The following is a 22309-nucleotide window of genomic DNA, read 5'->3' as shown; positions in this document are numbered from 1 at the left end:
GATTTGAAAGGGGGTTGTGTCAGATGAACAAGCATAATCGTGCAGATACCAAACGCTCTGCAAAAGCAGAAAACATTCTATCCCAAATCAATAGTGAAACGAAGCTTGGCGACTTGCGAAAAATCGCCAAGGACATTAAAAAAGATCACGAACTAGCGATGGAGCTTTGGTCAACCGAGGCGTTTATGCCCAGACAATTGGCGATCCTCATCATGGACAAAAACCTTCTATCACAAGAACTGCTAGATCAGCTAGATCAGGATATGCAAATCCACTCCTATGATGAGCGAAATAAATTGATGGATTGGTTAATGGCTAATCAGCTCGCCAAACACAAGAAGACCATCGCATTGATGGAGCAATGGGAAAACAGTCCTTCTGCTCTTCAACGGCGTACCTTCTGGTATTATCAAGCGCGATTGAGATGGACGGGACAGACACCGCCGAATAACAATGCAGACCTACTATCTGCCATTGAAGCTCGTATTGCGCAGGAAGAACCGGAAGTTCAATGGGCGATGAATTTCACCGCAGGCTGGATTGGCGTTTATGATGATGAGAATCGGGCACGTTGTATTCAAATGGGTGAGAAAACGGGCCTGTATAAAGATGAAATGGTCTCGAAGGGCTGTACGCCCAATTATTTGCCGGAGTTCATTGAGATCGAAGTGAACAAACGAAATCAGACTTAGTTACCCGTGAAAACCATAACAAGGTGAAAGAACTTTGAAGAGAACCTATTTGACGAGGACTCCCACACGGAGACTCGTCTTTTGTTTATTTACTGAAACTTTATCAGGAATAGCTCTCTATCATTTGATATAAATAATCTCGAAAGTCTTCCACATAGGTTTGCGGCTCTACAACTTTCAGATGAGTGCCGAAGCTTGCTAAAAATTGAAATCCCGTACGATTTTGAGGGACATACATGGTTGCAAATAAATCCCCAGAACCATGGTCTTGCATACTTTTTCGACCATACCTTTCGATCATTTGATCTTTGATGCGAGGCGATATCCATGCCTTGATCGTGACCAATTGCGGCAGATAACTGGCTTCGCGTCCTTGCTCCGACCAATCGTCTCTAGGCTGAAAAGCGCGTTCATCCATCGTCAGCTGATCGATCCGAGATAATTTGAATGTCCGATACCCCTGTCGATATAAACAGAATCCTTTCAAGTACCAACTCGATTCACTAAAGTGCAGTTCATAGGGCTCGACCCTTCTATGCGTTACCGCCCCGTCTTTATCTGTATACTCAAACGAAACCAGCCTCTCCTTTAGAATGGATGCTTGACATGTCTTTAAAGTTTCCAGCATCTCAGACCGGCCTTCCCAATCATAAAACGATAGCTGAATCGAACGACTCAGAGATAATGGATGAACCATGGCCTCTATTTTTTTGATCGTTTTTTCCACTTCTTCAGTCAGGAGGAGTTGTTCCAGTCCGCCGAGCGCAGTTAAGATATGCTGTAAATCGGAGCTGCTTAAAAGGCGTTTATCGACCTTGTATTCATCCATGATACCGTAGCCGCCTTTGACGCCATTGACAGCGTAGATCGGGATGTTCGATAAGCTTAAGGTTTCCATATCGCGAAGGATCGTTCTTTTAGAAACATGAAACAATTGTGAGAATTCGGTTGCAGAAACAACCTCTTTTTTCAGCAATATCATGATAATCGAAATGAGTCTCTCCACTTTGTCCATCTTGGCCCTCTTTTTTCTAACAGATTTCAGAACGGTGACAATAAGATGTCACCTTTTATCCATTATACTACATGTATTCCAAGAAGGAGGTTTTGATGTCATGTTTCATTCATCCGATTTTCCCAAGCCCACCCTTATATCAGTCAACGGTGTGAAGCTCGAAGTCTTTGAAGCAGGCCGACAAAATGCCGGAAAACCCATTGTGCTCTGTCACGGTTGGCCAGAGCATGCCTTTTCTTGGCGCTATCAGATGGCCGCCCTTGCCGCAGCGGGCTACCATGTCATTGTTCCCAACCAGCGGGGTTACGGCAATTCATCCCGTCCGACCGAAGTAACAGATTATGACATTGCACACTTGTCGGGTGATCTCATCGCACTTCTCGATCACTACGGATACGAGAATGCCACCTTTGCCGGTCATGATTGGGGCGCCATGGTCGTGTGGGGATTGACCTTACTGCATCCCAAGCGGGTAAACAAAGTCATCAACCTGGCCTTGCCTTACCAAGAGCGCGGAGAACAGCCCTGGTTGGCGTTCATGGAAGAGATCCTTGGGGACGACTATTATTTTGTCCACTTTAATCGACAGCCAGGCGTCGCGGACGCAGTATTAGAAGAGCATACAACCCAGTTCCTTCGCAATTTGTTCCGCAAGAACGTGCCCCCCGCACCGCCTCAGCCAGGCATGGCGATGACTAGTCTTGCCAGAGCAGAAATCCCACTCGGAGAACCCATGATGAGCGAGAGCGAACTGGCTGTTTTCGTCTCCGCCTTCGAATCAACAGGATTTACGGGCAGTATAAACTGGTACAGGAACCTCGATCGCAACTGGCACTTACTGGCCGACGTGAACCCGATCATCCAGCAGCCCACCCTCATGATCTATGGCGACCGTGATGTGATCCCGAAATTTGAAAGACTGCCAGAATTCGTACCGAATGTGGAAGTAGTCAGTCTCGATTGCGGTCATTGGATTCAGCAAGAAATGCCGGACGAAACCAATCAAGTAATTTTGAGATGGCTGAAACAGCAGGTAGCTGACTGAAGAACTCCTACATATTCAACATTTGTAACGGTGCTTTACTCGTCTTCGAGCCAACTATTATAATAAGGATTGAGCTTTAAACAAACCACAGTACCGTTTCGAAATCTTCCATTGGGAAGGTGATCTATTGAAATTATTTCGTAAGGAAACAAAACAGATTACTGTTCATAACACAGTATTTCAGTATGTTGTGAATGAAACACCGAATAATGAATCAGTTAGCCTTAAAATATATTCATCGAAAACATCATATTTTGAGGTGCTATTTTCATGGGAAGGAAATTACCGCATAAACCTTCACAGACCAAATACTTGTGCAAAAATAATTAAATATTCGATTGAGCATGGTTGGGACTATAGTCAAGGAAATAACAAGATAAAAGTAGAACAAGGTGACTTTTTAATAGCTAAACTCGGTTTAGATAAATAATCATAGCATTGATTAGATCATAAATTTTATAAGAAAGCATAACGCATGATTAGCCGCTGGATGAAGACACGAACTCGTGCTCTTTCAGCGGTTTTTTTCTATTTACACTTGCTTTTTTTCTGGACGATAGCAAACAAATATCCAAAATCAGGTGAAAAATCGATTGACTTTGTCAAACTCTACATGATACATTGTGAATATACAACATACACAATTTGATGAGGAGGTACGGTATGCTTGCTTTAGACGTTCAAAATGTAAGTAAGAAATACCCCAACTTTGAGATAAAGGACGTATCGTTTCAACTAGAGAAGGGCTATATCATGGGGTTTATCGGGGCCAACGGGGCAGGGAAAACGACGACGATCAAGTCGATCTTGAACATGATCCAAATTGACAGCGGTCAGGTGCACGTGTTTGGCAAGAACATCGTCGAACACGAGATTCAGTTGAAGCAGGAAATCGGATGCGCATTCGGCGATATCGATTTCTATACGCGCAGCAAGGTCAAGACGCTCACCCAAATCACCAAGAAGTTCTATCCGAACTGGAATGATGACACCTACTACCACTATCTGAAAAGATTCAAACTGGATGAAAACAAAAAGATTGCCGAACTGTCTACAGGAATGAAAGTGAAGTACAGCCTGGCCCTTGCGCTGTCCCATGGGGCGAAGCTGCTCATCCTGGATGAACCGACAAGCGGCCTTGATCCGGTTTCCAGGGATGATCTGCTGGACATTTTTCAGGAGCTCATCATGGGCGGCGAAATCAGCATTCTATTCTCTACACACATTACATCCGATCTGGAAAAGTGCGCGGATTATATCACCTTCATTGAAAATGGGCGGATCATTGCGAGTAGCGAGAAAGACGATTTCATGGCGTCCTATCGTCTCCTCAGCGGCAGCGAGGGACAAATGCAGGAAGTGAAGGATAAGCTGATCTCCTACAAAATCAATTCATTCGGCTTTACCGGATTGATTCATACCGAAGACTTCGATTCATCCTCTGATCTGATGGTCACCACTCCGAGCCTGGAGGAGATCATGATCTATTTCGCGAAAAAGGAGGATGTGTATGTATAATTTAATCATGAAAGATTTGAAAATAGGTTTTAGTCCATGGTTTTTCGCATTGCCCTTCTTTACAGGCGCCTTAATGTTGATTCCGGGATGGGTCTTCTTTCTCGTCCCGCTGTATTTTTGCTGGATCACGGTCCCGAACATGTTCGGCGGATTTAAGAGTCAGAACGATCTGATGTACAGCATGATTCTGCCCGTCACCAAAAAAGACATCGTGAAGGCAAGGATCACCGTCATTGTCATCCTGGAACTGCTTCATCTGATCGTGGCCATGATCTTCGGCCTGTTTACGCTTCGATTGTACCCGAACCTGATTTACTTTTTCTTTGAGCCACACCTCGGCTTTTGGGGATTGTGCCTGATCATGCTGGCGATCTTCAATCTCATCTTGTTGCCGATGTATTACAAGACGGCGTATAAGTATGGTGCGGCAACGGTGGCCTCGATTACGGCCGCTATGCTGTTTGCCGGGCTGGTTCAATGGGCCGGAATTAGTCAATCATGGGTACACGATATATTTTATGGCTCCGGACTGGAGAATACGGGGCTGCAAGTCTCAATTTTAATCGCAGGCATCGTCATTTTTGCGGGTTGTAACCTGATGGCCTACCGAATGGCGGTGAGGCGATTCCAGAAAGTAGAGATTCTATGAACATCCAGATTTCTAATACTTCCGAAAAACCGATCTATCAGCAACTCACCGATCAGATCAGCGCCCAGATTCTAAAAGGCGAACTGGAAAGCGGTTATTGTTTGCCTCCCATTCGACAAGCTGCGCTGGAGCTGCGGGTAAGCGTCATTACCGTCAAGAAAGCGTGGGAAGAACTCGAGCGAAATGGTCTCATTTATACCGTCACAGGGAAAGGGTGCTTTGTAGCCGCATTCACAGCAGATGAGATGCGGCGAATCCGTAATGAAATGATCTTGAAACAGATGAAAAATGATACCATGTATTACAAATCATTTGGCTTGACGCTAGATGAAGTTATTGAGCTGGTGAAGAGTATATATGAATCATAAATGGGTGAAAGCTCCTCTTGTAGCAGACAGTGCACCATTGATCCTGTCGTTGCAAAGAGGAGCTTTTTCTTTCCACGCTCTCATCATGACCGAAACACGTTCATAGGGGAAATCATTCATCAGACCTATATATGAACATCCATTGATTGATATACTATTATGTAAAATATGTATAAATTTTAGAGTTGTTGTTCATTGAGAGGGTGATAGGGTGTCTAAATCAACTATATACATGATTGTTATTTCCATTTTGTTTCTGGTCACTACCTTTGTATTCGGTTACCTCTACCTGCAAGAGAGAAAAGAAGAGAAGGAATGGATGGCGCGATCGATGACGAACTTCATCTCCCATGTGGAATCTGCTAGTGCGACGGCCGACTCTATCCTCGAACGGAAAGCGGACCCTCAATTTGTTCACACATTAAATTTGTTGCGATTGCTTTATCAGATGGAATCGATTATGGAATCCACACCACACATGTATAACGGTAATTATTACATACGAGATATGATTCGAACGGTTCAGGATGCCATTAGTCGGAATGGTTATGATGAAGATTTAATTCAGAAATTAACGGTCATTCATGCGAATTTGAATAAATGGATAGTGCTTTTCGAGCAGGAAGAACAGATAGATATGCAGACATTCAACGACATTTTCACAAGTGTCATCAATCTCACTGATCCCGAGTAATGACTCGGACAGCCATGTAGGGGGATGTATATTTCATGCAAGATGATTTCCCGATCCTTCAGACGGAACGTTTTCAACTTAGGAGAATAGACGACCAGGATGCAGGCCAGCTATTTGAATATTTCTCTAACGATGAAGTCACCAGATATTATGATCTGGACAGCTTCACACACATGCAGCAAGCGCATGAATTAATGGAGAGATGGCAGACAAGATTTGATAATAAAGAAGGGATCAGATGGGGAATTGCTAGAAAAGAGGATAATCTGCTGGTAGGCTCGTGCGGGTATCATCAATGGGTAAAGGAGCATTTCAAAGCAGAGATTGGTTTTGAAGTTGCACCGACGTATTGGAGGAAGGGAATCATCACAGAAGTTTTAAAACCCGTTTTAAATTATGGATTTGAGCACATGCAGCTTCATCGAATTGAAGCTTTTTATGACCCCGCCAATCTTGCTTCCAAGAGGTCTCTTGAAAAGGCAGGATTTCAATATGAAGGACAGCTTAGGCAGTGTTTCTTTGAAAAAGGACAGTTCGTAGATGCTGAGATTTGCGCTATTTTGTCTGACGACTTTAGCAAATAGCCGTGCCGTGTTTCCCCTACCATATTGCCTCGCACTGTGCTGAATGACATATCCATCTTGTTCGAGGGTTCCAATAAGTTCCATCCTGTCATTTCTTTCTTCTTTGCGAATACGGCTAACACAATAAAGGATAGGAAAGGAAAGCGAGAAATAGAAGAAGAGGACCTGTTAAAGTGCAGGTCCTGCAGGTTGTCGTGATCAAGCGGTAAGCGGGTTCGAATCCGGGCTTTTTTTCAGGGCACGCAATCCGTTCAGATCCAGTATACTGAAACCGACTTTGGAGAAGATCGGGAGAATGACAAATAGCACCGTGTCTGTTACTTGTCCCACAAGCCCGATCCCGGAAGGGCCAATGAGCCAAATGGTCGGGTAGCAGACCCAGAGTATGGACAAATACCCGGCTGCTTTGTCGTATAGGGATGCCAGTTCCCGGCCTTGGGACTGTGCCTTGTGCCTCAGCGGGTACCAGATGATCCACAAAATGAGCAGCAAGGCGACCAGTCCGAGCGTATACCACATATATCGAAGCGGCCAGCTTGAGGTTAGATCGGCAATCAGGCCGGTCAGGATCATGAATACATCGGCAGCTACCAGACCGAGGATAATCACTTTGTCCTTGCGAATGTAGAACATACCGGTCATCGACAGTGCGACGAGCAGAAGTGGCGTGGTGACCACCCAGTCCAGATACCTGGCGTAGTAGGTCACTTTCTCTCCAATATCGACGATGCCTTGTCCGACAGCCATCGAGGCATAGGCCGTGCCCGACCACACGGGGATGATAAAAGCAACTAAATACTCGATGCGGGGCACCCCTTTTCTCTGAAAACTGAGGCTGGCAAAATAAAAGGCTCCCGCGGCCATGACTGCGACATATATCCATAGCCAATAGACCTCTATCTCTTTCATGCATCTTCCTCCTCTTATTCTGTTGAATGGTACTAGAATGGCCCAATCAAGAGTGACCTATTCATTCTCTCGCTGCCTATTTCGAAAATAAAAACGGGTGATTTTCACTACTCTGCGATCTAAATCACGATAAAATCGCCGTTATATGAAAAGTTCTTGTTTTTTCCCTGTCCAAAATCGTATATAATTATCTGAAAATAGTAGATGTTGAATCGTGTCGCAAATCCAGGAATAAGGAAGGTTATCATGAGTAGCAATCCGCGTAAAACAGATGTGATTTTAATAGGTGCCGGGGTCATGAGCGCCACGTTAGGCGCGATTTTGAAAGAGTTGGCTCCCAGTTGGGAAATGAAAGTGTTTGAGAAACTTGCTGGGGCAGGGGAAGAAAGCTCGAACGAATGGAACAATGCCGGTACGGGTCATGCGGCCCTGTGTGAGCTGAACTACACATCGGAAAAACCGGACGGAACGGTCGATATTGGCAAAGCGGTCGCCATTAACGAACAGTTTCAGATATCCAGACAGTTCTGGTCCTACCTTGTGCAGAGCAAGCTGATCGACAATCCGGAGCAGTTTATTAGACCGATCCCTCATATCAGCTTCGTGCAGGGGGATCAGAATGTTGCGTTTTTGAAAAAGCGCTTTGATGCGTTGTCCAACCACCCGTTGTTCCAAGGCATGGAATATTCGGATGATCCGGAGCAGCTCAAGCAATGGTTTCCGCTTATGATGGAAGGGCGGGTGCCCGGGGAAGAACCGCTGGCTGCAACGAAAATGGATTCAGGCACAGATGTCAACTTTGGTGCTCTGACGCGCAGACTGTTCGATCATCTACAGCAACAACAGGTAGAGATTCATTATCAGCACCGGGTGGATCAATTGAAGCGTACTTCTGATGGATTATGGAGTCTGAAAGTACGGAACCTGACGAATGGACAGGTGGAGCACCACATGGCGAAATTCGTCTTTATCGGCAGCGGCGGCGGAAGTCTGCATCTGCTGCAAAAAACCGGCATTCCGGAATCGAGGCAGATTGGCGGCTTCCCAGTCAGCGGTCTGTTCATGGTGTGCAACAATCCGGAAGTCGTCGAGCAGCATCACGCCAAAGTATACGGCAAGGCTAAGGTAGGCGCACCGCCTATGTCCGTGCCGCACCTGGATACCCGCTATATCGATAACAAGAAGACCTTGCTGTTCGGTCCGTTTGCGGGATTCTCGCCAAAGTTTCTGAAGACGGGATCGAATCTCGATCTGATTACTTCCGTCAAGCCGAATAACCTGCTGACCATGTTGTCTGCCGGGGTGAAAGAAATGGCTTTGACGAAATATTTGATTCAGCAAGTGATGCTGTCGCATGAAAAGCGCATGGAGGAACTGAGAGAGTTTATTCCGAATGCGAAAAGCGAGGACTGGGAAATGGTGGTGGCTGGTCAACGGGTACAGGTCATCAAGGATACCGAAGCGGGAGGAAGAGGGACATTGCAATTCGGGACCGAAGTCGTCAGTGCGGCTGATGGGTCGATTGCAGCGCTGCTCGGGGCCTCTCCAGGTGCTTCGACAGCCGTTCATGTCATGCTGGAGCTGCTCGGTCGATGCTTCCCGGAACAGATGGGAGCATGGGAGCCGAAGATCAGGGAGATGATTCCTTCCTACGGTATCTCCCTGTCAGCGAACCCGGACCTGTTTCAGGAACTTCAGCAATCTACCGCACACACGCTCGGTTTAACGGAAGAGGAAGTCAAAGAACTCGTCTACAGCTAGGCGATCTTCCCACTCATCACTGACACGGCAAACACACACAAACACGCATAGAAACGTCCAGACATGCATAGACATTCACACGCATTTAGCGCACATTCAGCGTATGTACAGACATTCCTGGACACCGTCATGCAAATGTTAAGATACTATCCATATCAGAGAAAAAGACACCACCTCTCACCTGAGGCTGGTGTCTTTTTCTTATTCTTGACTTAAGTCAATGAGCGCACCTTGCCAGCATGTTAGGATTTAATCAAAAGCTGCGAGGAGGAGAAAGAACATGACGATTCAGGGCGGTAAATCAGATCAGCGTGAGCAAGATAGACATGGCACAGCGGCGGTGGTAGCGGGAGGGGCTTTGCTCATCATGGCTGTAGCTGCTTTTTTCTCATACGGCTATGTGCACAATAGCTTAATCGATCAGGGAGATCCCCTTCATACCCTGCAACAGATGGAGGCATCGGCGACGTTATTTCGAATGGAGATATTGGGGTGGCTTCTGATTATCTTGTGTGATCTGCTGGTCTCCTGGGGGCTCTATCAGTATTTCAAGCCGATTCATGCGGCCTATGCCGTCCTGACTGGATGGCTTCGTTTGCTGTATACGGCGATCCTGTCAATAGCCGTTGCCCAGTTGGTAGTCGTCAGCAGTGTCGTAGAGGAAACTCGAAGCGGGTTCGGCGGTACCATGGAGGAATGGGCGATGCAAGTCTGGCTTTCGATCACGGCCTTTGAATCGATCTGGTCCATGGGGCTCATCATATTCGGTCTGCATCTGATCGTGGCTGGTCTGGTTGCCCTGAGAGCCGTCCACATTCCGAAGTGGATCGGAAGCCTGCTTATCCTCGCAGGGATCAGCTACACCTTGATTAACCTCATGTACAGAATCGTACCCGAGCTGGAGAGTGTAACGGCGATCCTGGAAATGATCCTGATGGCGCCGATGATGATTGGAGAATTGGGCTTCGCTATCTGGCTATTGCTAAGAGGTCATAAGCAAGGCAGCAAGCAAGATCACAGCAAGGTTATAAGCAAGGCTACTAACAGGGACTGATGTCAGGGCAGATGTGAAGGCAGGTAACCGGATAGGAAGCCATTGCACCGTGCTAATCCACCCGCCTGAGGTGAGGGGCTCCCGCTCTTTTTTTGATGCGACTCAGTGACTCCGGCGTAATGCCGAGATAACTGGCCAACTGGTATTGCGGTACTCGGTCGATGAGGCCAGGTCTTTTCTCCTGAAGGGCGAGAAAGCGCTCCTCAGGAGAGGAAGCCATGAAGGAGGCAAAATCATCATGCATGTCACCGAGGTTTTCCTCGATCATCTTACGTGTCATCCTCTCCAGCTCTGGATGCCGTTCATACATGTCTTGCTCCACAGACAAGTCTCCCACGATGAGTACGCAGTCCTCCAGGCAGTGGAGAGTGTATTTCGTAGCACCATTAAATATGGTGACACTCTGTTCCTCGGTGAAGAACTGGCAGGTGGTTTCCTTGCCAGTTTCATCGGTCGTATATTGCCGTACACAGCCCTTTAGCACAAAATAACATTTGTCGGGTACTTCTCCTTGATGGAGCAGTACCGTGCCCTTTTTCAAAACGGCAACCGGAATGTGTTCGGCCATCTTTTCCAGATCGGATTCACTTATATCCGTATAACGCTTCATATAATCAATGAGGATATGTTTCATGATCATGACCTCCTTGACAGAATATTTTGCGTGCTCTTTTCAGTATAGCAAGGCTGACAGAAAAAGGCATGCAGAAAAAGGCATTTCGTACAGGGCATTTAGGTAAGGGCAATTATAAAAGGTCTTTCGTATAAGGCAATGAACAGTCAGAAGAAAGGAGAAGAAATCAATTATGAGACAGGATCAAGGAAATAGCGACAACATGGAGGCCATGAGATGCATCCGGTACGGAAAAGACTATGATTTTAGGCGTACATCGCTTCCCATCCCCGAGCCTGGGAAAAAGCAGATTCAGATTCGACTTCATGCCGCGACAGTCGCTTCCGGTGATGTGGTGCGGGCCAAAATGGGCGGGTTGCTGCGATCAAAGTCTGGGATCTTGGGGCAGGAGTTTGCAGGAATCGTGACAGCAGTGGGTGGAGAGGTCACTCGTTTTCGAGAGGGAGACCGCGTGTTTGGCATCGTTTCAACCGGTACTCACGCCACATATATGACCATTTCCGAGAAAGCGGCAGTGACCACCATCCCTCCTGCTGTTTCATACGAAGAAGCGGCTTGCTATGGTTTCGGAGCCAATGCTGCCCTCTATTTCCTCCAGAAACGGGTATCCCTTCAGAAAGGTCAGCAGGTGCTCATTAACGGAGCATCGGGCGCTGTAGGAAGCTTCGCGGTCCAATATGCGAAGTATGCCGGAGCGGAAGTGACGGCCGCTTGCAGTACCCGAAATGTCGAACGCGTCCGTGCGCTTGGTGCAGATTATGTGATGGATTACACGAAAGAAGACTTCAGAGAGCTCTCTTCCACGTATGATCTCGTCTTTCAAGCGGCGGGTCACCTCCCGTACCGCACCGTGAAGCCCGTGCTGAAGAAAAAAGGCGTATATGCCACAACCTATCTGAATGGCGGGCTGGTTATTCAGTCGATTCAGTCCAGGCTGTTCAGCAGCAAAAGAGTCCTGTGCGGAGTTACCTTCCCTACACTGCACGATGTGCAAGTGGTCAGAGAGATGCTGGAGCAGGGTATCCTGAAACCCCTCATCGACCGCACCTATTCCCTGGATCAGCTTGGAGAAGCCTTTCACTATGTCGAGCAAGGGCATAAAACAGGCACGGTCATGATTTCCTTTCCACATGGTCAATCCGCCAACCCATTGTTAACCTAATGAGAGAGGGGCCCGTCCTTCTTCGGCCCCTTTGCAGGGCTACCGTATGAAATCCTTCTGACTAAGCGAATGATATGCGGGTACACGACTGCAACCTTTTCAACTGGTTTCCGTCTATGTACATAGATACTGAAGGGAGAGTCATACATCGTGAAATATTTACAGGTTATTGTATTCGGTCTCATGCTGGCTGTTGTGGCTGACTGTTCCAATACGGACAATGCTGCTGGCAATGAGCAGCCACAAGCCAATCAGCAGGAAGAGGGTCAGGTTGATAATGAACAGCCTGTTGAGCAGGGAGAGGAAACGGACAATCCCGCAGAAAAGGAAGAGCCCATGACCAGCGAACAAGCCGAACAGGAAGAGCCCATGACCAGTGAACAGGCTGAGCAGGTATTGGTTCAATATGAACAGGTGTTTATGGAGACAGGCAAGGACTATGATGATCAGTTCAAGATAGAGGGCTATTCGTCCATGCAAGACATATTAGACGAGTATGAGACCATCATGACGGAAGCCTGGGCAGTCGGGACTGCAGATATCCACTTCGAGCAACGAGAGGACGGGGTTTACCTGAAACCGACCGAGTTGCCGGTCTTTTTGGAGACCGAACAGCCATTCGAAGTGAATCAGGCAGACGAAAATACGGTTGAAGTGATTCAGCAGCAAGAGAGTGACCTGAGAGGCAATATGCAGGTTACCTTTACACTGGTGAAGCAGGAAGAACAATGGAAGCTGCAATCCACCCATTTGGAAAGGCAGTAAGACCGTAACAGATGATGAAAAGGTACGAATAGAGACGCATAGAACCGAAAGAGGGAGATCTCAATTTGAAGATCTCCCTTTTTTGATGCCATTTTGTAATATAATACAGAAAGAAGAATAGATCTGATTCAGATTAGGGAGTTGGAACGTGTTCATGAAACGAATTTTAATTGCTGAGGATGATCAAGCCATTGCCCGTGTTCTGAAGGCGTACCTGCAGCGGGAAAACTATGAGACCCTCGTGGTGCATGACGGTCTAGCCGCAGTAGAAGCCTTTCGGGAATTTGAACCATCGCTCGTGCTGCTGGATATTATGATGCCCGGTATGGAAGGCTGGGAAGTGCTGAGACACATACGCCAGCATCATGCTTGCCCGGTCATTTTGCTCACTTCCCTGTCGGAAACCGAACAGAAGCTGCTGGGCTTTCGGGAAGGAGCCGATGATTACATCACCAAGCCCTTTGTCAGTGAGGAGGTATTGGCAAGAGTGAAAGCGGTACTGGCGAGGTCAGCCGCCATGTTGCAGAGAGAGGATGTGCGGTATTACGGATCATTAAAAGTTGATTTCCAATCGCATCAATTATTTGTGAACGGCAGGGAAGTCCTGCTTAGTCCGAGAGACTTGTCTGTTTTTTTGCTGTTGGCTGCGCATCCCAAGCAGGTTTTTAGCAGGGAGAAACTGCTGGAATGTGTCTGGGGCAGAGATTATGAGGGAAGTGACCGTGCGGTAGATTTAAGCATTCGGCGTATTCGTCAGGCATTGGCGCACTGGAGCGCTGTGGAGGGCGAGATCCGTACCATGCACCGGATCGGTTACCAGTTGATGCTCCATGAATAAAACCCGCAGAGTTACGCTGTTTTTCCACTGTACCCGCGCTTATTTCCTGCACCTGCTAGTCGGGATTCTAATTATCACTGTCATCGCCTTCTTGTGGATACGCCATGCCACCAAGGAACATCGACTGGAGCAAATGGAGATTCTGGCTAACGAGCTTGCCAGTCAGGTCGTCAATGATCAGGGCCTGATTGTGGATGATCGAGAGATAGATCAGCGACTGAAGATGATTCAGGGGGTCCTGCAAATGCATATGAGGCTGCCCCTGGTGATTGTAAACGGCCAGAGGGAATTGGCTTTCCCAGTTCACAGCACAAGCACACCAGACTCCCCAGTCTCTTCTCCTCCATTTCCGCCACCAGGGCCAGCTCTGCATCGGCCAGCTGCCCCTCATCTCCCCCCTCCGCCAGCATGGAGAGACAAAGACCCGAACCGCCCCCCTCCCTTCCTGGAAGCAGGTCATTCGGGCGTTTCATGGGGGCCTGTGTTGCTCCGTCTGCTTCATGAGAGACCGCTTCCGGCCGATCCTGTCACGGCGACCATCAAAGTGGAGCCGCTTGGTTCTATCCATATTGTGCATGTGCCCATTTTTCATGAACAGCAACTGGCGGCAGAAATGATGATCGGGATGGACAACCAGGATGCGACCCGATTGGAGCTTCATTATCCCTATATGATCTCCGTGCTGGTCGGCATGCTGCTGCTGGGCTGGGCGACGATCTACGTGGTCACGAAACGGCTGGTTCGGCCCATAGAAGAGGTGGCACAGGCTGCCAACGAAATGAAAGAAGGCCGTTATGAAATCGCCATCGATCAGCAGATGATCAAGGAAAAAGAAGTGTTTGAGATGATGTCTGCAATCCAGAGCATGGCCGAGAAGCTGAAGGAATTGGAGGCTCTGCGTACGTTGCTGCTGGCGGGTGTGTCTCATGAGCTGAAGACCCCGATCGCCGCGATCAGCAGCCTGGTGCAGGCCGTGAAGGATGATGTCGTTCAGCAGGAGGAGAAACAGGAGTTTCTGCAGCTCTCTATTGTGGAGACCGAGCGTCTCAAGCGGATGGTAGAAGATTTGCTGGATTTCAACGGATTCGCAACCGGAGCGCTGAAGGCAGAGATTGTGACCATGAGCTGGACGAGCTTTGTACAGCAAGTGTGCCAGCAGTGGCAGATGGCGCATAAGCGAAAGCAGGGAGTGACCGTCAGATCGGAGTTCACGCATGAAGTGGAAGTACGTGGTGATCCCGTACGGACGCAACAAATGATCTTCAATCTGCTTAACAATGCTTCTCAGGCCTCGATCAGTGATGGTCCACTCGACATCCGGTTGTATATCCATACAGACGGTAAGGCTGCACTGGATGTCATCGATCAGGGAAAGGGGATCGCACCGGAGGATCTTCCATACATATTCGAGCGGTTTTATCGCGGCAAAGACAAAAAGCACATGGTAAAGGGACTGGGACTTGGTCTGCCTTTTTCACTGATGCTGGCAAATGCGCAAGGAGGCGACCTCTTCGTCAAGGAAACGTCCGCCTCCGGGACCGTTTTCACTCTGACCATTCCCATGAATGGATCGTGATCATTCGACACGTTCGACATATGCTCAACACATTTGCGTGGTAACCTTGTCCTATTCTTTTTTTAGATACCGCATCCACCATCCTGTATGGCCCTGTACGGCCCTGTATGGAGATAGCAGGATGGTCATGATTCCCTTGGTAGAAAGGAGTTGTATCATGAACAAATTCAAGGCGTTTCCCCCTCTTCAATTCAGCAACGTGGCCAATGGACTGACATCGCTCTCCCTGCTATTCGGTTTTGTCAGTGTGCTGCTGCTGATGGAGGAGTACGTGTTTTGGGCTTATGCCTGTTATGTACTCGTCATCTTGCTGGATCGCCTGGATGGAGCGGTGGCGCGTCGCCTGGGACAAACGACAGCAATGGGGAAACAACTGGACAGCCTGGCGGATGCACTTAACTTTACCTTGTACCCGCCCCTGTTGTTTTGGCTGTCCTTCCAGCCAGCGATGTGGACGGTGCCATTTATGCTGTTGTACTTGCTGTCTGGTGTGTGGCGATTAGGCTATTTTAACTTGTCCGGAATGCGCGAAACGAACCGCGATGCTTATTTTATCGGCGTACCGACGACGGTATGTGCCAGCTGGTTCGTCATCTTGCTGGCTGCGCTGTCAGCTGTGGAGGCTTCGAATCAGACACAGACCCTTGCCATCAGTCTGTATTTTCTGTCTGCCGCAGTCGCCATGTGTTCTGCGCTCCCCTATGCGAAAAAGGGTCTGGCCACGAAATCACTGTATGTGCTGCTGCCAGTTGCACTGTGGTTCTTATGGTGAGGATGCGCATGATCCTGCACTGACTTGATTGAAAAAAGGAGTTGAGAATATGTATGGAAATTCCTTTCATACGCATCGCAGGCCCAAGCTGTTGTTCGAATATGAGAGCAGCTTCTACGAAGGGCGGATGACCGAATACGGTCAAAACGGTTTCCAGTTCATATGCCGTCAATTGCTGCCCCTGCTAGAAGGCGATACGCTGCCTACGGTCCAATTGTTTGGCCCGCAACATGATACGGTCTTCCATCATCTGATGATTGAGAAAATGACCGTGAGCGAAGGCTGTATGCGAGTCGATCTGACGGCTTCGTATACGAAATACCGGCATACCTTTCGGCAACAGTTTCATGTGGGCTTTCTCGGACATTCCCGTCTGTCTGCCGCTTCACAAGCTTCGGAAAGTGGCAGCGCGCTGCCTGCTTTCGTCGGCAGAAAGCACTATACGCAGGAAGCGATAGCGGAGCGGCATCGCTGGCTGGATCAGGTGACAGGACGATCGTATCCGAATCTGAAACAGTCGATGTATCACGACAACCCTTCCGTACTGGCGGGGAACATTGAACAGTATATCGGAGCGGTACAGATTCCAGTCGGCATCGCGGGGCCTATTCACGTGAATGGCACCTACGCCAATGGTTCCTATCCGGTACCGATTGCAACTTCTGAAGGTGCGTTGATCAGCTCGATATCCCGTGGAGCCAGAGGCTGCAACGCCGCAGGCGGAGTGGACGTGTATGTGAACCGACAGGTCATGCTGAGGTCGCCGCTGTTTCATTGTCCCAATATGCAGGCAGCCCAGCGGTTCGCAGCATGGATGCGAGATCATGAAACGGATATTCGCGCCAAGGCAGAAAGTGTCTCCTCGGTGGCAAAGCTGGTTCGTCTGCAGTTCCGTCCGTTCGGCAGTGCGCTTCATGTCCAGTTTTACTATGAAACCGGCGATGCAGCCGGACAAAACATGACGACGTCCTGTACGTTCGTGGCCTGCGAGTGGATCATGGAGCAGATTCAGTTCATTTCTGATCTGCAGGAGGTTCGATATGTCATTGAGGGGAACATGGCCGGAGACAAGAAGGTGACCTATAGCAACTTGCTGGAAGGAAGAGGAATCCAGGTCATGGCCAGCGTACACCTTTCCCATGATCAGATGGCTCGTATCTTCCGGGTATCCAGCGAAGCTTATATGCACAGTTGGAACATGGCGGAGACGGGCGCTTTGCAAACAGGCATGATCGGTCATAATGTCAATGTCGCCAATGTCATCGCCGGTATCTTCACGGCCACTGGTCAGGACATCGCCTGTGTGCATGAATCAAGTACCGCGATTTTCAAGCCCATTATGGAAAAGAGCGGCATCACCTTTCATCTACAATTGCCATCCCTCGTGATCGGAACGGTAGGCGGGGGCACGAACCTGCCTGCGCAGCGGGAAGGATTGGAGATGATGGACTGTTATGGGCCGGGCAAAGTATACAAGCTCGCCGAAATTATCGCAGCCAGCTGTCTCGCACTGGATATCTCCACTTCTACGGCGATCGAATCGCATCAATTCGTCAAAGCTCACGAGAAGCTGGGCAGAAAAGCATCCGGGACCGGCATTGCCCGCAATCAGATTACACCAAGGTTCTTTCAATCCTTGCTGGAACCATCGGTGGGCAAAGTGACTTCCTTCGATATCGTCTCGCTGGATACCTCATCGAGTGTTGTCTCCAATATGCTTAAAAACAGGCAAAAAACGTTCCAGGGGCTGCACCGCTATGTGCTGTCTATTGAAGATGATACAGATAACAAGTCATTGCCTGTCGTGATGAAGGTGAAGTCTGGAGAGACAGACATGATGGAGCTGGGGGTTGCCATCGCCAAGTTGTCGGGTGATGACCGCTTGTCCGGACTGTTTGAGTCCCAAATGCATATTTTCGGATTTGAAGGGGCTACAGGGAGGGAGATCGAGGTCTATACGAAGGCAGATTCTGCTTTGCTGACCTATTGTCCCGTTATTTATGGTGTGAGGAACGAGCCCGATCAGGATGCCCATGTGATATTGATGGAAGACTTGTCTGATTGCAGTCATTTCAATACTATCACGCAGCCTGAACAGTGGGATGCCCAGCACATTGAGTGCGTGCTGAATGATCTGGCTGACTTGCATAGCGTTTACTGGAACCAGCCGCCCGGGGAGGGTTGGGGAGCAGAGGTGACAGGGGCGGGAGCAGTCGATTACAGTGATGCAACCGAGCTTCTGCTGGCCTTGACGACGTACAATCATGAGCGGTATCCACAGTGGATATCGGACGAGCTGTACAAGCGGATGCGGACGTTTATCGAGCAGCTTCCGGAGCACGCGGCCACGATGGCGGACTATCATCAGACGCTGACGCATAATGACTTCACCACCCGAAATATCGCCCTGCGCAGTTCCACGAAGCAACTGGTTGTTTATGACTGGGAACTCGCCCGTTATCAGAATCCGCAGCATGATGTGCTGGAATTTCTCATATATGCGCTGGATGGCGAGGATACCGTCAAACAAATGGATCACTATCTGAACGGCTACCGGAAGCAGCTCGAACGAGTCACCAGTCAGAGCCTGGACCCGGTCGAATTTGCGAGGATCACGATGCTGAATGCGCTGGAGCTGCTGACCGTTCGCTACAATTTATACTTGCTGGCCAACAATTTGCTTCATTTGCCTTATATGGAGAGAGTGTATGGCAATTTGGCCGCCTATATCGAAACAAGGCTGGATGACTCACGCTCGGGATGTGAGTCACTGGAAACACCGCACATGGATATGAAACGATGAGCAATCAGAAAGGAGGGAGAAGCAGCATGTCGGATGTTTTGCCTTTAGCAGGCGCACCTGCTCCTGCAGTTCAGGTAGGAGGGAAGGCAGCTCGCCTGATGGAGCTTCACCAGTTGCAGCTTCCTGTGCCCGATGGGTTTGTGCTGACGGTATCGGCGTTCGAGCGTTATTGTCAATTCAACGACATTTGTTTGGCGGATGGGTCGCTTGCGCCGGAAGAGAAGCAAGCCCGAATATTGAAAGGGACGTTCCCGGAGGATCTGTATGCAGCCATTCAGCAAGGTCTGCAGCAATATGAATTTCACCGGTATGCGGTCCGTTCATCCTCCGTTGCTGAGGATGGGGAAGATCATTCGATGGCGGGCCAGTTTGAGAGCTATTTGAATGTGACGGCCCATGAAGTCTATGCCCGAATTCGGTCTTGCTGGGCCAGTATGCTCAGTCAGGCTGTGACGGCTTATGTGTCACAGAGGTCGTTGAGCGAGCACGCTCCGATGGGCGTGATTGTACAGGAACAGCAGCATCCGGATCATGCCGGAGTGCTGTTTACGATGAATCCGGTTACCAGAGATACGGACCATCTCGTTATCGAATGGGTGGAAGGGCTCGGTGATCAACTGGTGAACGGGGAGGTGACGCCTGCGCGTCTGCTGGTTTCCCGTCTGACCAGGCGAGTAGCCCTGCCTGCCGGAGAAGAGCGATTGGGTCAAGCGCTGACGCAGTTGGTTCAGCTTGCCCTGCAAATTGAACAGCACTACCAGCAGCCAGTGGATATTGAATGGTGTGCATCGGGTGAGTATATCACGCTGCTGCAAGTCCGACCGATTACCGGTATGAAGGAGCATGATCTTGTACTCTGGACCAATGTCAATATGGTCGAGAATTTTCCTTCTGTCGTTTCCCCGCTGACCTGGTCGTTGGTCGATTCGTTCTATCAGTATTATTCCTATCATATGCTGCGCATGCTCGGCGTCAAGGAGGCTCAGCTGGAGCAGGCGCGTGCCGTCTATCGGCATACAACAGGCATTCATGCAGGGAGAATCTACTATCAGTTGTCCCACTGGTATGAGGGCGCTTATATGCTGCCTGTGGGCCCGATGCTGAAGAAGCTGCTGGATCAGTTTATTGGTCAGTATACGCCGATTCAATATGAGCCGACCTCAGCATCTGCGCCTGCTGGACGGAAACGATCCTCATGGCTTCGCTATACCTCGCTGTCCCTTCGCTCCATGCGGCTGTGGCTGACAGGGGCCCGTCGGGTCCAGGAATACGAGGATGCTTTCTATGCCCAGAGAGCGAAATGGAGAGGCAAGGGGTATGACCAGCAGTCTCTGGTTCAGCTGCTGCAGACGATGGATCAAGTGCTGCATGGCTTTGTCAAACGGTATTACGATCGTCCGGCCATCGTCGATCTGTTCGCTGCCATCTTCCCGGGCGGATTGAGTCTGATGATCAAGAAATGGGTACATACGGACGAATTCCGCACCGATCTGGCCGCTGTTCACGTCTTGCAGACCGATGAACTGCGAAGCATGGAACCAACACGGCTAATCGAAGAGCAAGCCAGATGCCTGCTGCGCGCACCCGGTCTCCAGAAGCTGCTGGAACAGGAGAGATATGATGAGTTGGAGCAGCAGTTGCAAGGCGAATCGTCTGCGCTGTTTCATCGCTTTCTGGATCAGTTTGGCGGACGATGCTATCACGATTGTACGATGGTGTCCCCGACCTTTGAGGAGAGGCATGATCTGTACTGGTCGCTCGTTCGCAAATACCAGACGGTTGCACCTGTTTCTGCTGCTGCACCTGTTTCAGCAGCTGCGGCAGGCAGGCCACAGGAGGAACACGAGGATCAGGCTGCGCGGGCCATTCAGCAGATCAGCCGCGCCCTCTCCCTGCCGAAGAGAATGCTGTTTCGCCTCATGCTGCGTCAGGCTCATAAAGCCATTCAAATGCGGGAAAAAAGTCGGCTGATTCGCAGCTTGCTGTTCGGAGAGATGCGTCAGATCGCCTTGCAAATCGGGTCGAGATTGACGGAATGCCATCACCTGGCACAGCCAGAGGATGTGTTTGAATTGCGCTGGGATGAGATCGAAGCGCTGGGCTACGGGAAATTTCAGTTTCCTGAAACCATTCCCTCCCTGGTCTCCTTGCGCAAACAGGCGGCGATGGATAACGAGCAGACAGAGCCCCCGGGCTTCTTCATGCGAGCGCGAGGGAGATATGTAGAGAAGGATGTGGCACAGGGGTTATCCGAATCGGGTATGTCCTCGGAATCCTCTCTCATCGGGGTGCCCGTCTCCGGTGGTCGTGTGACGGGCACAGTGCGAATTATTCTGGACCCTGTTCAGGACCAGCGGTTGCAGCCAGGAGACATTCTGGTGACGAAAAGCACAGACCCAGGCTGGACGCCGCTTTTCAGGCTCGCCGGGGCGATTGTATTAGAGAAGGGCGGCATGCTGTCTCACGGGGCCATCGTGGCGCGCGAATTTGGCATTCCAGCCATTACAGCGGTGGAGAGAGCGACCACGGTTCTGACAGATGGAGAGCAGGTCTGTGTCAACGGAGATACTGGAGAAATTGAGAGACAGGCATGGATGGAGGAAGCCAGCGTATCATGAATGCGGTCGTTCGATATATCGCAGAGCGTTACGCATTTCGCATCACTCTGCCGCTTGCCGGGGTGCTCGTGCTGGGATTGATGGAAGTGTCGGAGCAGGGAATGCTTCTGTCCGTGCTGCATGCTTTTGTGATCACTTGGCTCAGCCTGTTTGCCTTGCGCGCGACGGATGACCTGCATGCGATAACCGAAGATCGGATGAGTCGCCCGCAGAGGGGGCTCTCTTCCGGGGTCATTTCCCCACAGGCCGTCCAGCGATCTGTCTGGTATGCGCTTGCCGTGATCGTGATCGTGTCCCTTTATACTCTTCCGTTGTTCGGCATGGTCATTGCTTGCATGATGTATTATGCCATCTGGTTTCGGGTGCAGGAGCAAATGCCGTATGTGCTGCGTCCCTTTGGATCTAACGTCGTCTTCGTCTTCCTGCCCGTCTATATATCCTGGCTGTACACTGATACGTTCTCTCTCTCGTCTGTGGCCGCTGGAGGTTGGATCTACGGGGCGGCGATTGCACATGAGTATGCCCACAATATCGGACAGCGAAGACCGGAACCCCTTCCTTCCTATGAGAAGTTGATGGGTACAGCGAAGACGACAGGCATGGCCAGTCTGCTCTTTCTGATGAGCTGCCTCAGCGGGATGAGCTATGGTTATGTGAGTGAGGATTCATCGATCCTCCTGCTGATTCTCATTCTCCACTATTTGATCAACCAGGCGCTCCTGCTCACGATGCTGAGGCATCCTTCCACTACGCGTGTGCGCCTGTTTTATGTACTTGGCTATACCTTTTTCCTGCTCCCGCTGCTGGCGCGTGCCGTCACCATGCTGGTCATGTCATAGAGAAAGGGGGATG

At 49.6% G+C, this 22309-nt stretch carries 21 protein-coding genes; 18 read left to right on the top strand and 3 right to left on the bottom strand.

Translation table 11 applies throughout. The features are described from left to right. Nucleotides 1–23: 23 nt before the first annotated feature. Nucleotides 24–692, top strand: coding sequence for a DNA alkylation repair protein (locus tag ACFSUC_RS11160; RefSeq protein ID WP_379929682.1), 669 nt, complete (start codon nucleotides 24–26; stop codon nucleotides 690–692). A 103-nt stretch (nucleotides 693–795) separates the two neighbouring features. Here the strand turns inward: ACFSUC_RS11160 and ACFSUC_RS11155 are convergent, their stop codons facing one another. Continuing rightward, nucleotides 796–1707: a helix-turn-helix transcriptional regulator gene (locus ACFSUC_RS11155; RefSeq protein ID WP_379929681.1), complete on the bottom strand. Its 912-nt coding sequence runs from the start codon at nucleotides 1705–1707 to the stop codon at nucleotides 796–798. Nucleotides 1708–1807: 100 nt separating this feature from the next. Between ACFSUC_RS11155 and ACFSUC_RS11150 the strand changes: the two genes are divergently transcribed. The 7 genes from ACFSUC_RS11150 to ACFSUC_RS11120 all read left to right on the top strand — a co-directional run bounded on the left by ACFSUC_RS11150 (nucleotide 1808) and on the right by ACFSUC_RS11120 (nucleotide 6565). Next, nucleotides 1808–2752 (top strand): alpha/beta fold hydrolase, encoded by a 945-nt coding sequence (locus ACFSUC_RS11150; RefSeq protein WP_379929680.1) that lies wholly within the window; start codon nucleotides 1808–1810, stop codon nucleotides 2750–2752. A 127-nt stretch (nucleotides 2753–2879) separates the two neighbouring features. Beyond that, nucleotides 2880–3182: a hypothetical protein gene (locus ACFSUC_RS11145; RefSeq protein WP_379929679.1), complete on the top strand. Its 303-nt coding sequence runs from the start codon at nucleotides 2880–2882 to the stop codon at nucleotides 3180–3182. Between the two features lie 233 nt (nucleotides 3183–3415). Then, a complete protein-coding gene (locus ACFSUC_RS11140; RefSeq protein WP_379929678.1) occupies nucleotides 3416–4270 on the top strand; it encodes an ABC transporter ATP-binding protein in 855 nt (284 codons plus the stop codon). Continuing rightward, a complete protein-coding gene (locus ACFSUC_RS11135; RefSeq protein WP_379929677.1) occupies nucleotides 4263–4919 on the top strand; it encodes an ABC-2 transporter permease in 657 nt (218 codons plus the stop codon). Before ACFSUC_RS11140 ends, ACFSUC_RS11135 begins: the two co-directional genes overlap by 8 nt. Continuing rightward, nucleotides 4916–5287 carry a GntR family transcriptional regulator gene (locus ACFSUC_RS11130; RefSeq protein WP_379929675.1) on the top strand — a complete coding sequence of 124 codons (372 nt, stop codon included), beginning with the start codon at nucleotides 4916–4918 and terminating at the stop codon, nucleotides 5285–5287. Before ACFSUC_RS11135 ends, ACFSUC_RS11130 begins: the two co-directional genes overlap by 4 nt. 211 nt (nucleotides 5288–5498) lie before the next feature. Next, nucleotides 5499–5981, top strand: a complete 483-nt coding sequence (locus ACFSUC_RS11125; protein WP_379929674.1) for a hypothetical protein — start codon at nucleotides 5499–5501, stop codon at nucleotides 5979–5981. Between the two features lie 35 nt (nucleotides 5982–6016). Further along, nucleotides 6017–6565 carry a GNAT family N-acetyltransferase gene (locus ACFSUC_RS11120; RefSeq protein ID WP_379929673.1) on the top strand — a complete coding sequence of 183 codons (549 nt, stop codon included), beginning with the start codon at nucleotides 6017–6019 and terminating at the stop codon, nucleotides 6563–6565. 198 nt (nucleotides 6566–6763) lie between these two features. Here ACFSUC_RS11120 and ACFSUC_RS11115 read toward each other — a convergent pair whose 3' ends face one another. Then, nucleotides 6764–7474: a bacteriorhodopsin gene (locus ACFSUC_RS11115; RefSeq protein WP_379929672.1), complete on the bottom strand. Its 711-nt coding sequence runs from the start codon at nucleotides 7472–7474 to the stop codon at nucleotides 6764–6766. Between the two features lie 246 nt (nucleotides 7475–7720). On the opposite strand from ACFSUC_RS11115, the gene ACFSUC_RS11110 reads away from it, so the two are divergent. Further along, on the top strand, nucleotides 7721–9235 hold the full coding sequence (locus ACFSUC_RS11110) for a malate:quinone oxidoreductase (protein WP_379929671.1): 1515 nt from the start codon (nucleotides 7721–7723) through the stop codon (nucleotides 9233–9235). 280 nt (nucleotides 9236–9515) lie between these two features. Then, nucleotides 9516–10289 (top strand): DUF4386 domain-containing protein, encoded by a 774-nt coding sequence (locus ACFSUC_RS11105; protein ID WP_379929670.1) that lies wholly within the window; start codon nucleotides 9516–9518, stop codon nucleotides 10287–10289. Nucleotides 10290–10341: 52 nt separating this feature from the next. Here the strand turns inward: ACFSUC_RS11105 and ACFSUC_RS11100 are convergent, their stop codons facing one another. After that, nucleotides 10342–10923 (bottom strand): Crp/Fnr family transcriptional regulator, encoded by a 582-nt coding sequence (locus tag ACFSUC_RS11100; protein ID WP_379929669.1) that lies wholly within the window; start codon nucleotides 10921–10923, stop codon nucleotides 10342–10344. 172 nt (nucleotides 10924–11095) lie between these two features. On the opposite strand from ACFSUC_RS11100, the gene ACFSUC_RS11095 reads away from it, so the two are divergent. The 8 genes from ACFSUC_RS11095 to ACFSUC_RS11060 all read left to right on the top strand — a co-directional run bounded on the left by ACFSUC_RS11095 (nucleotide 11096) and on the right by ACFSUC_RS11060 (nucleotide 22296). Continuing rightward, nucleotides 11096–12085 (top strand): NAD(P)-dependent alcohol dehydrogenase, encoded by a 990-nt coding sequence (locus tag ACFSUC_RS11095; protein WP_379929668.1) that lies wholly within the window; start codon nucleotides 11096–11098, stop codon nucleotides 12083–12085. Between the two features lie 150 nt (nucleotides 12086–12235). Beyond that, nucleotides 12236–12850, top strand: a complete 615-nt coding sequence (locus tag ACFSUC_RS11090; RefSeq protein WP_379929667.1) for a hypothetical protein — start codon at nucleotides 12236–12238, stop codon at nucleotides 12848–12850. Between the two features lie 154 nt (nucleotides 12851–13004). Continuing rightward, nucleotides 13005–13688, top strand: a complete 684-nt coding sequence (locus ACFSUC_RS11085; RefSeq protein WP_379929665.1) for a response regulator transcription factor — start codon at nucleotides 13005–13007, stop codon at nucleotides 13686–13688. Beyond that, nucleotides 13681–15264 (top strand): sensor histidine kinase, encoded by a 1584-nt coding sequence (locus ACFSUC_RS11080; protein WP_379929663.1) that lies wholly within the window; start codon nucleotides 13681–13683, stop codon nucleotides 15262–15264. Before ACFSUC_RS11085 ends, ACFSUC_RS11080 begins: the two co-directional genes overlap by 8 nt. 157 nt (nucleotides 15265–15421) lie before the next feature. Further along, nucleotides 15422–16036 (top strand): CDP-alcohol phosphatidyltransferase family protein, encoded by a 615-nt coding sequence (locus tag ACFSUC_RS11075; protein WP_379929662.1) that lies wholly within the window; start codon nucleotides 15422–15424, stop codon nucleotides 16034–16036. A gap of 49 nt (nucleotides 16037–16085) precedes the next feature. Beyond that, nucleotides 16086–18839, top strand: a complete 2754-nt coding sequence (locus ACFSUC_RS11070; RefSeq protein ID WP_379929661.1) for a phosphotransferase — start codon at nucleotides 16086–16088, stop codon at nucleotides 18837–18839. A gap of 26 nt (nucleotides 18840–18865) precedes the next feature. After that, a complete protein-coding gene (locus ACFSUC_RS11065; protein WP_379929660.1) occupies nucleotides 18866–21457 on the top strand; it encodes a PEP/pyruvate-binding domain-containing protein in 2592 nt (863 codons plus the stop codon). Continuing rightward, on the top strand, nucleotides 21454–22296 hold the full coding sequence (locus tag ACFSUC_RS11060; protein ID WP_379929659.1) for a hypothetical protein: 843 nt from the start codon (nucleotides 21454–21456) through the stop codon (nucleotides 22294–22296). The genes ACFSUC_RS11065 and ACFSUC_RS11060 overlap by 4 nt, the downstream gene beginning before the upstream one ends. The last annotated feature ends 13 nt before the right edge of the window (nucleotides 22297–22309 follow it).

The sequence above is a fragment of the Marinicrinis sediminis genome (assembly GCF_042685085.1).
GTDB lineage: Bacteria > Bacillota > Bacilli > Paenibacillales > KCTC-33676 > Marinicrinis > Marinicrinis sediminis.
Note: the sequence above shows the minus strand (reverse complement) of the source record. Positions and strands in the feature narration are given on the sequence as shown.

Coding starts and splice junctions, on each gene's coding strand:
- ACFSUC_RS11160 (WP_379929682.1), top strand. CDS start 24: ATGAACAAGCATAATCGTGCAGATACCAAACGCTCTGCAAAAGCAGAA.
- ACFSUC_RS11155 (WP_379929681.1), bottom strand. CDS start 1,707: ATGGACAAAGTGGAGAGACTCATTTCGATTATCATGATATTGCTGAAA.
- ACFSUC_RS11150 (WP_379929680.1), top strand. CDS start 1,808: ATGTTTCATTCATCCGATTTTCCCAAGCCCACCCTTATATCAGTCAAC.
- ACFSUC_RS11140 (WP_379929678.1), top strand. CDS start 3,416: ATGCTTGCTTTAGACGTTCAAAATGTAAGTAAGAAATACCCCAACTTT.
- ACFSUC_RS11135 (WP_379929677.1), top strand. CDS start 4,263: ATGTATAATTTAATCATGAAAGATTTGAAAATAGGTTTTAGTCCATGG.
- ACFSUC_RS11130 (WP_379929675.1), top strand. CDS start 4,916: ATGAACATCCAGATTTCTAATACTTCCGAAAAACCGATCTATCAGCAA.
- ACFSUC_RS11120 (WP_379929673.1), top strand. CDS start 6,017: ATGCAAGATGATTTCCCGATCCTTCAGACGGAACGTTTTCAACTTAGG.
- ACFSUC_RS11115 (WP_379929672.1), bottom strand. CDS start 7,474: ATGAAAGAGATAGAGGTCTATTGGCTATGGATATATGTCGCAGTCATG.
- ACFSUC_RS11110 (WP_379929671.1), top strand. CDS start 7,721: ATGAGTAGCAATCCGCGTAAAACAGATGTGATTTTAATAGGTGCCGGG.
- ACFSUC_RS11105 (WP_379929670.1), top strand. CDS start 9,516: ATGACGATTCAGGGCGGTAAATCAGATCAGCGTGAGCAAGATAGACAT.
- ACFSUC_RS11100 (WP_379929669.1), bottom strand. CDS start 10,923: ATGAAACATATCCTCATTGATTATATGAAGCGTTATACGGATATAAGT.
- ACFSUC_RS11095 (WP_379929668.1), top strand. CDS start 11,096: ATGAGACAGGATCAAGGAAATAGCGACAACATGGAGGCCATGAGATGC.
- ACFSUC_RS11085 (WP_379929665.1), top strand. CDS start 13,005: ATGAAACGAATTTTAATTGCTGAGGATGATCAAGCCATTGCCCGTGTT.
- ACFSUC_RS11080 (WP_379929663.1), top strand. CDS start 13,681: ATGAATAAAACCCGCAGAGTTACGCTGTTTTTCCACTGTACCCGCGCT.
- ACFSUC_RS11075 (WP_379929662.1), top strand. CDS start 15,422: ATGAACAAATTCAAGGCGTTTCCCCCTCTTCAATTCAGCAACGTGGCC.
- ACFSUC_RS11070 (WP_379929661.1), top strand. CDS start 16,086: ATGTATGGAAATTCCTTTCATACGCATCGCAGGCCCAAGCTGTTGTTC.
- ACFSUC_RS11065 (WP_379929660.1), top strand. CDS start 18,866: ATGTCGGATGTTTTGCCTTTAGCAGGCGCACCTGCTCCTGCAGTTCAG.
- ACFSUC_RS11060 (WP_379929659.1), top strand. CDS start 21,454: ATGAATGCGGTCGTTCGATATATCGCAGAGCGTTACGCATTTCGCATC.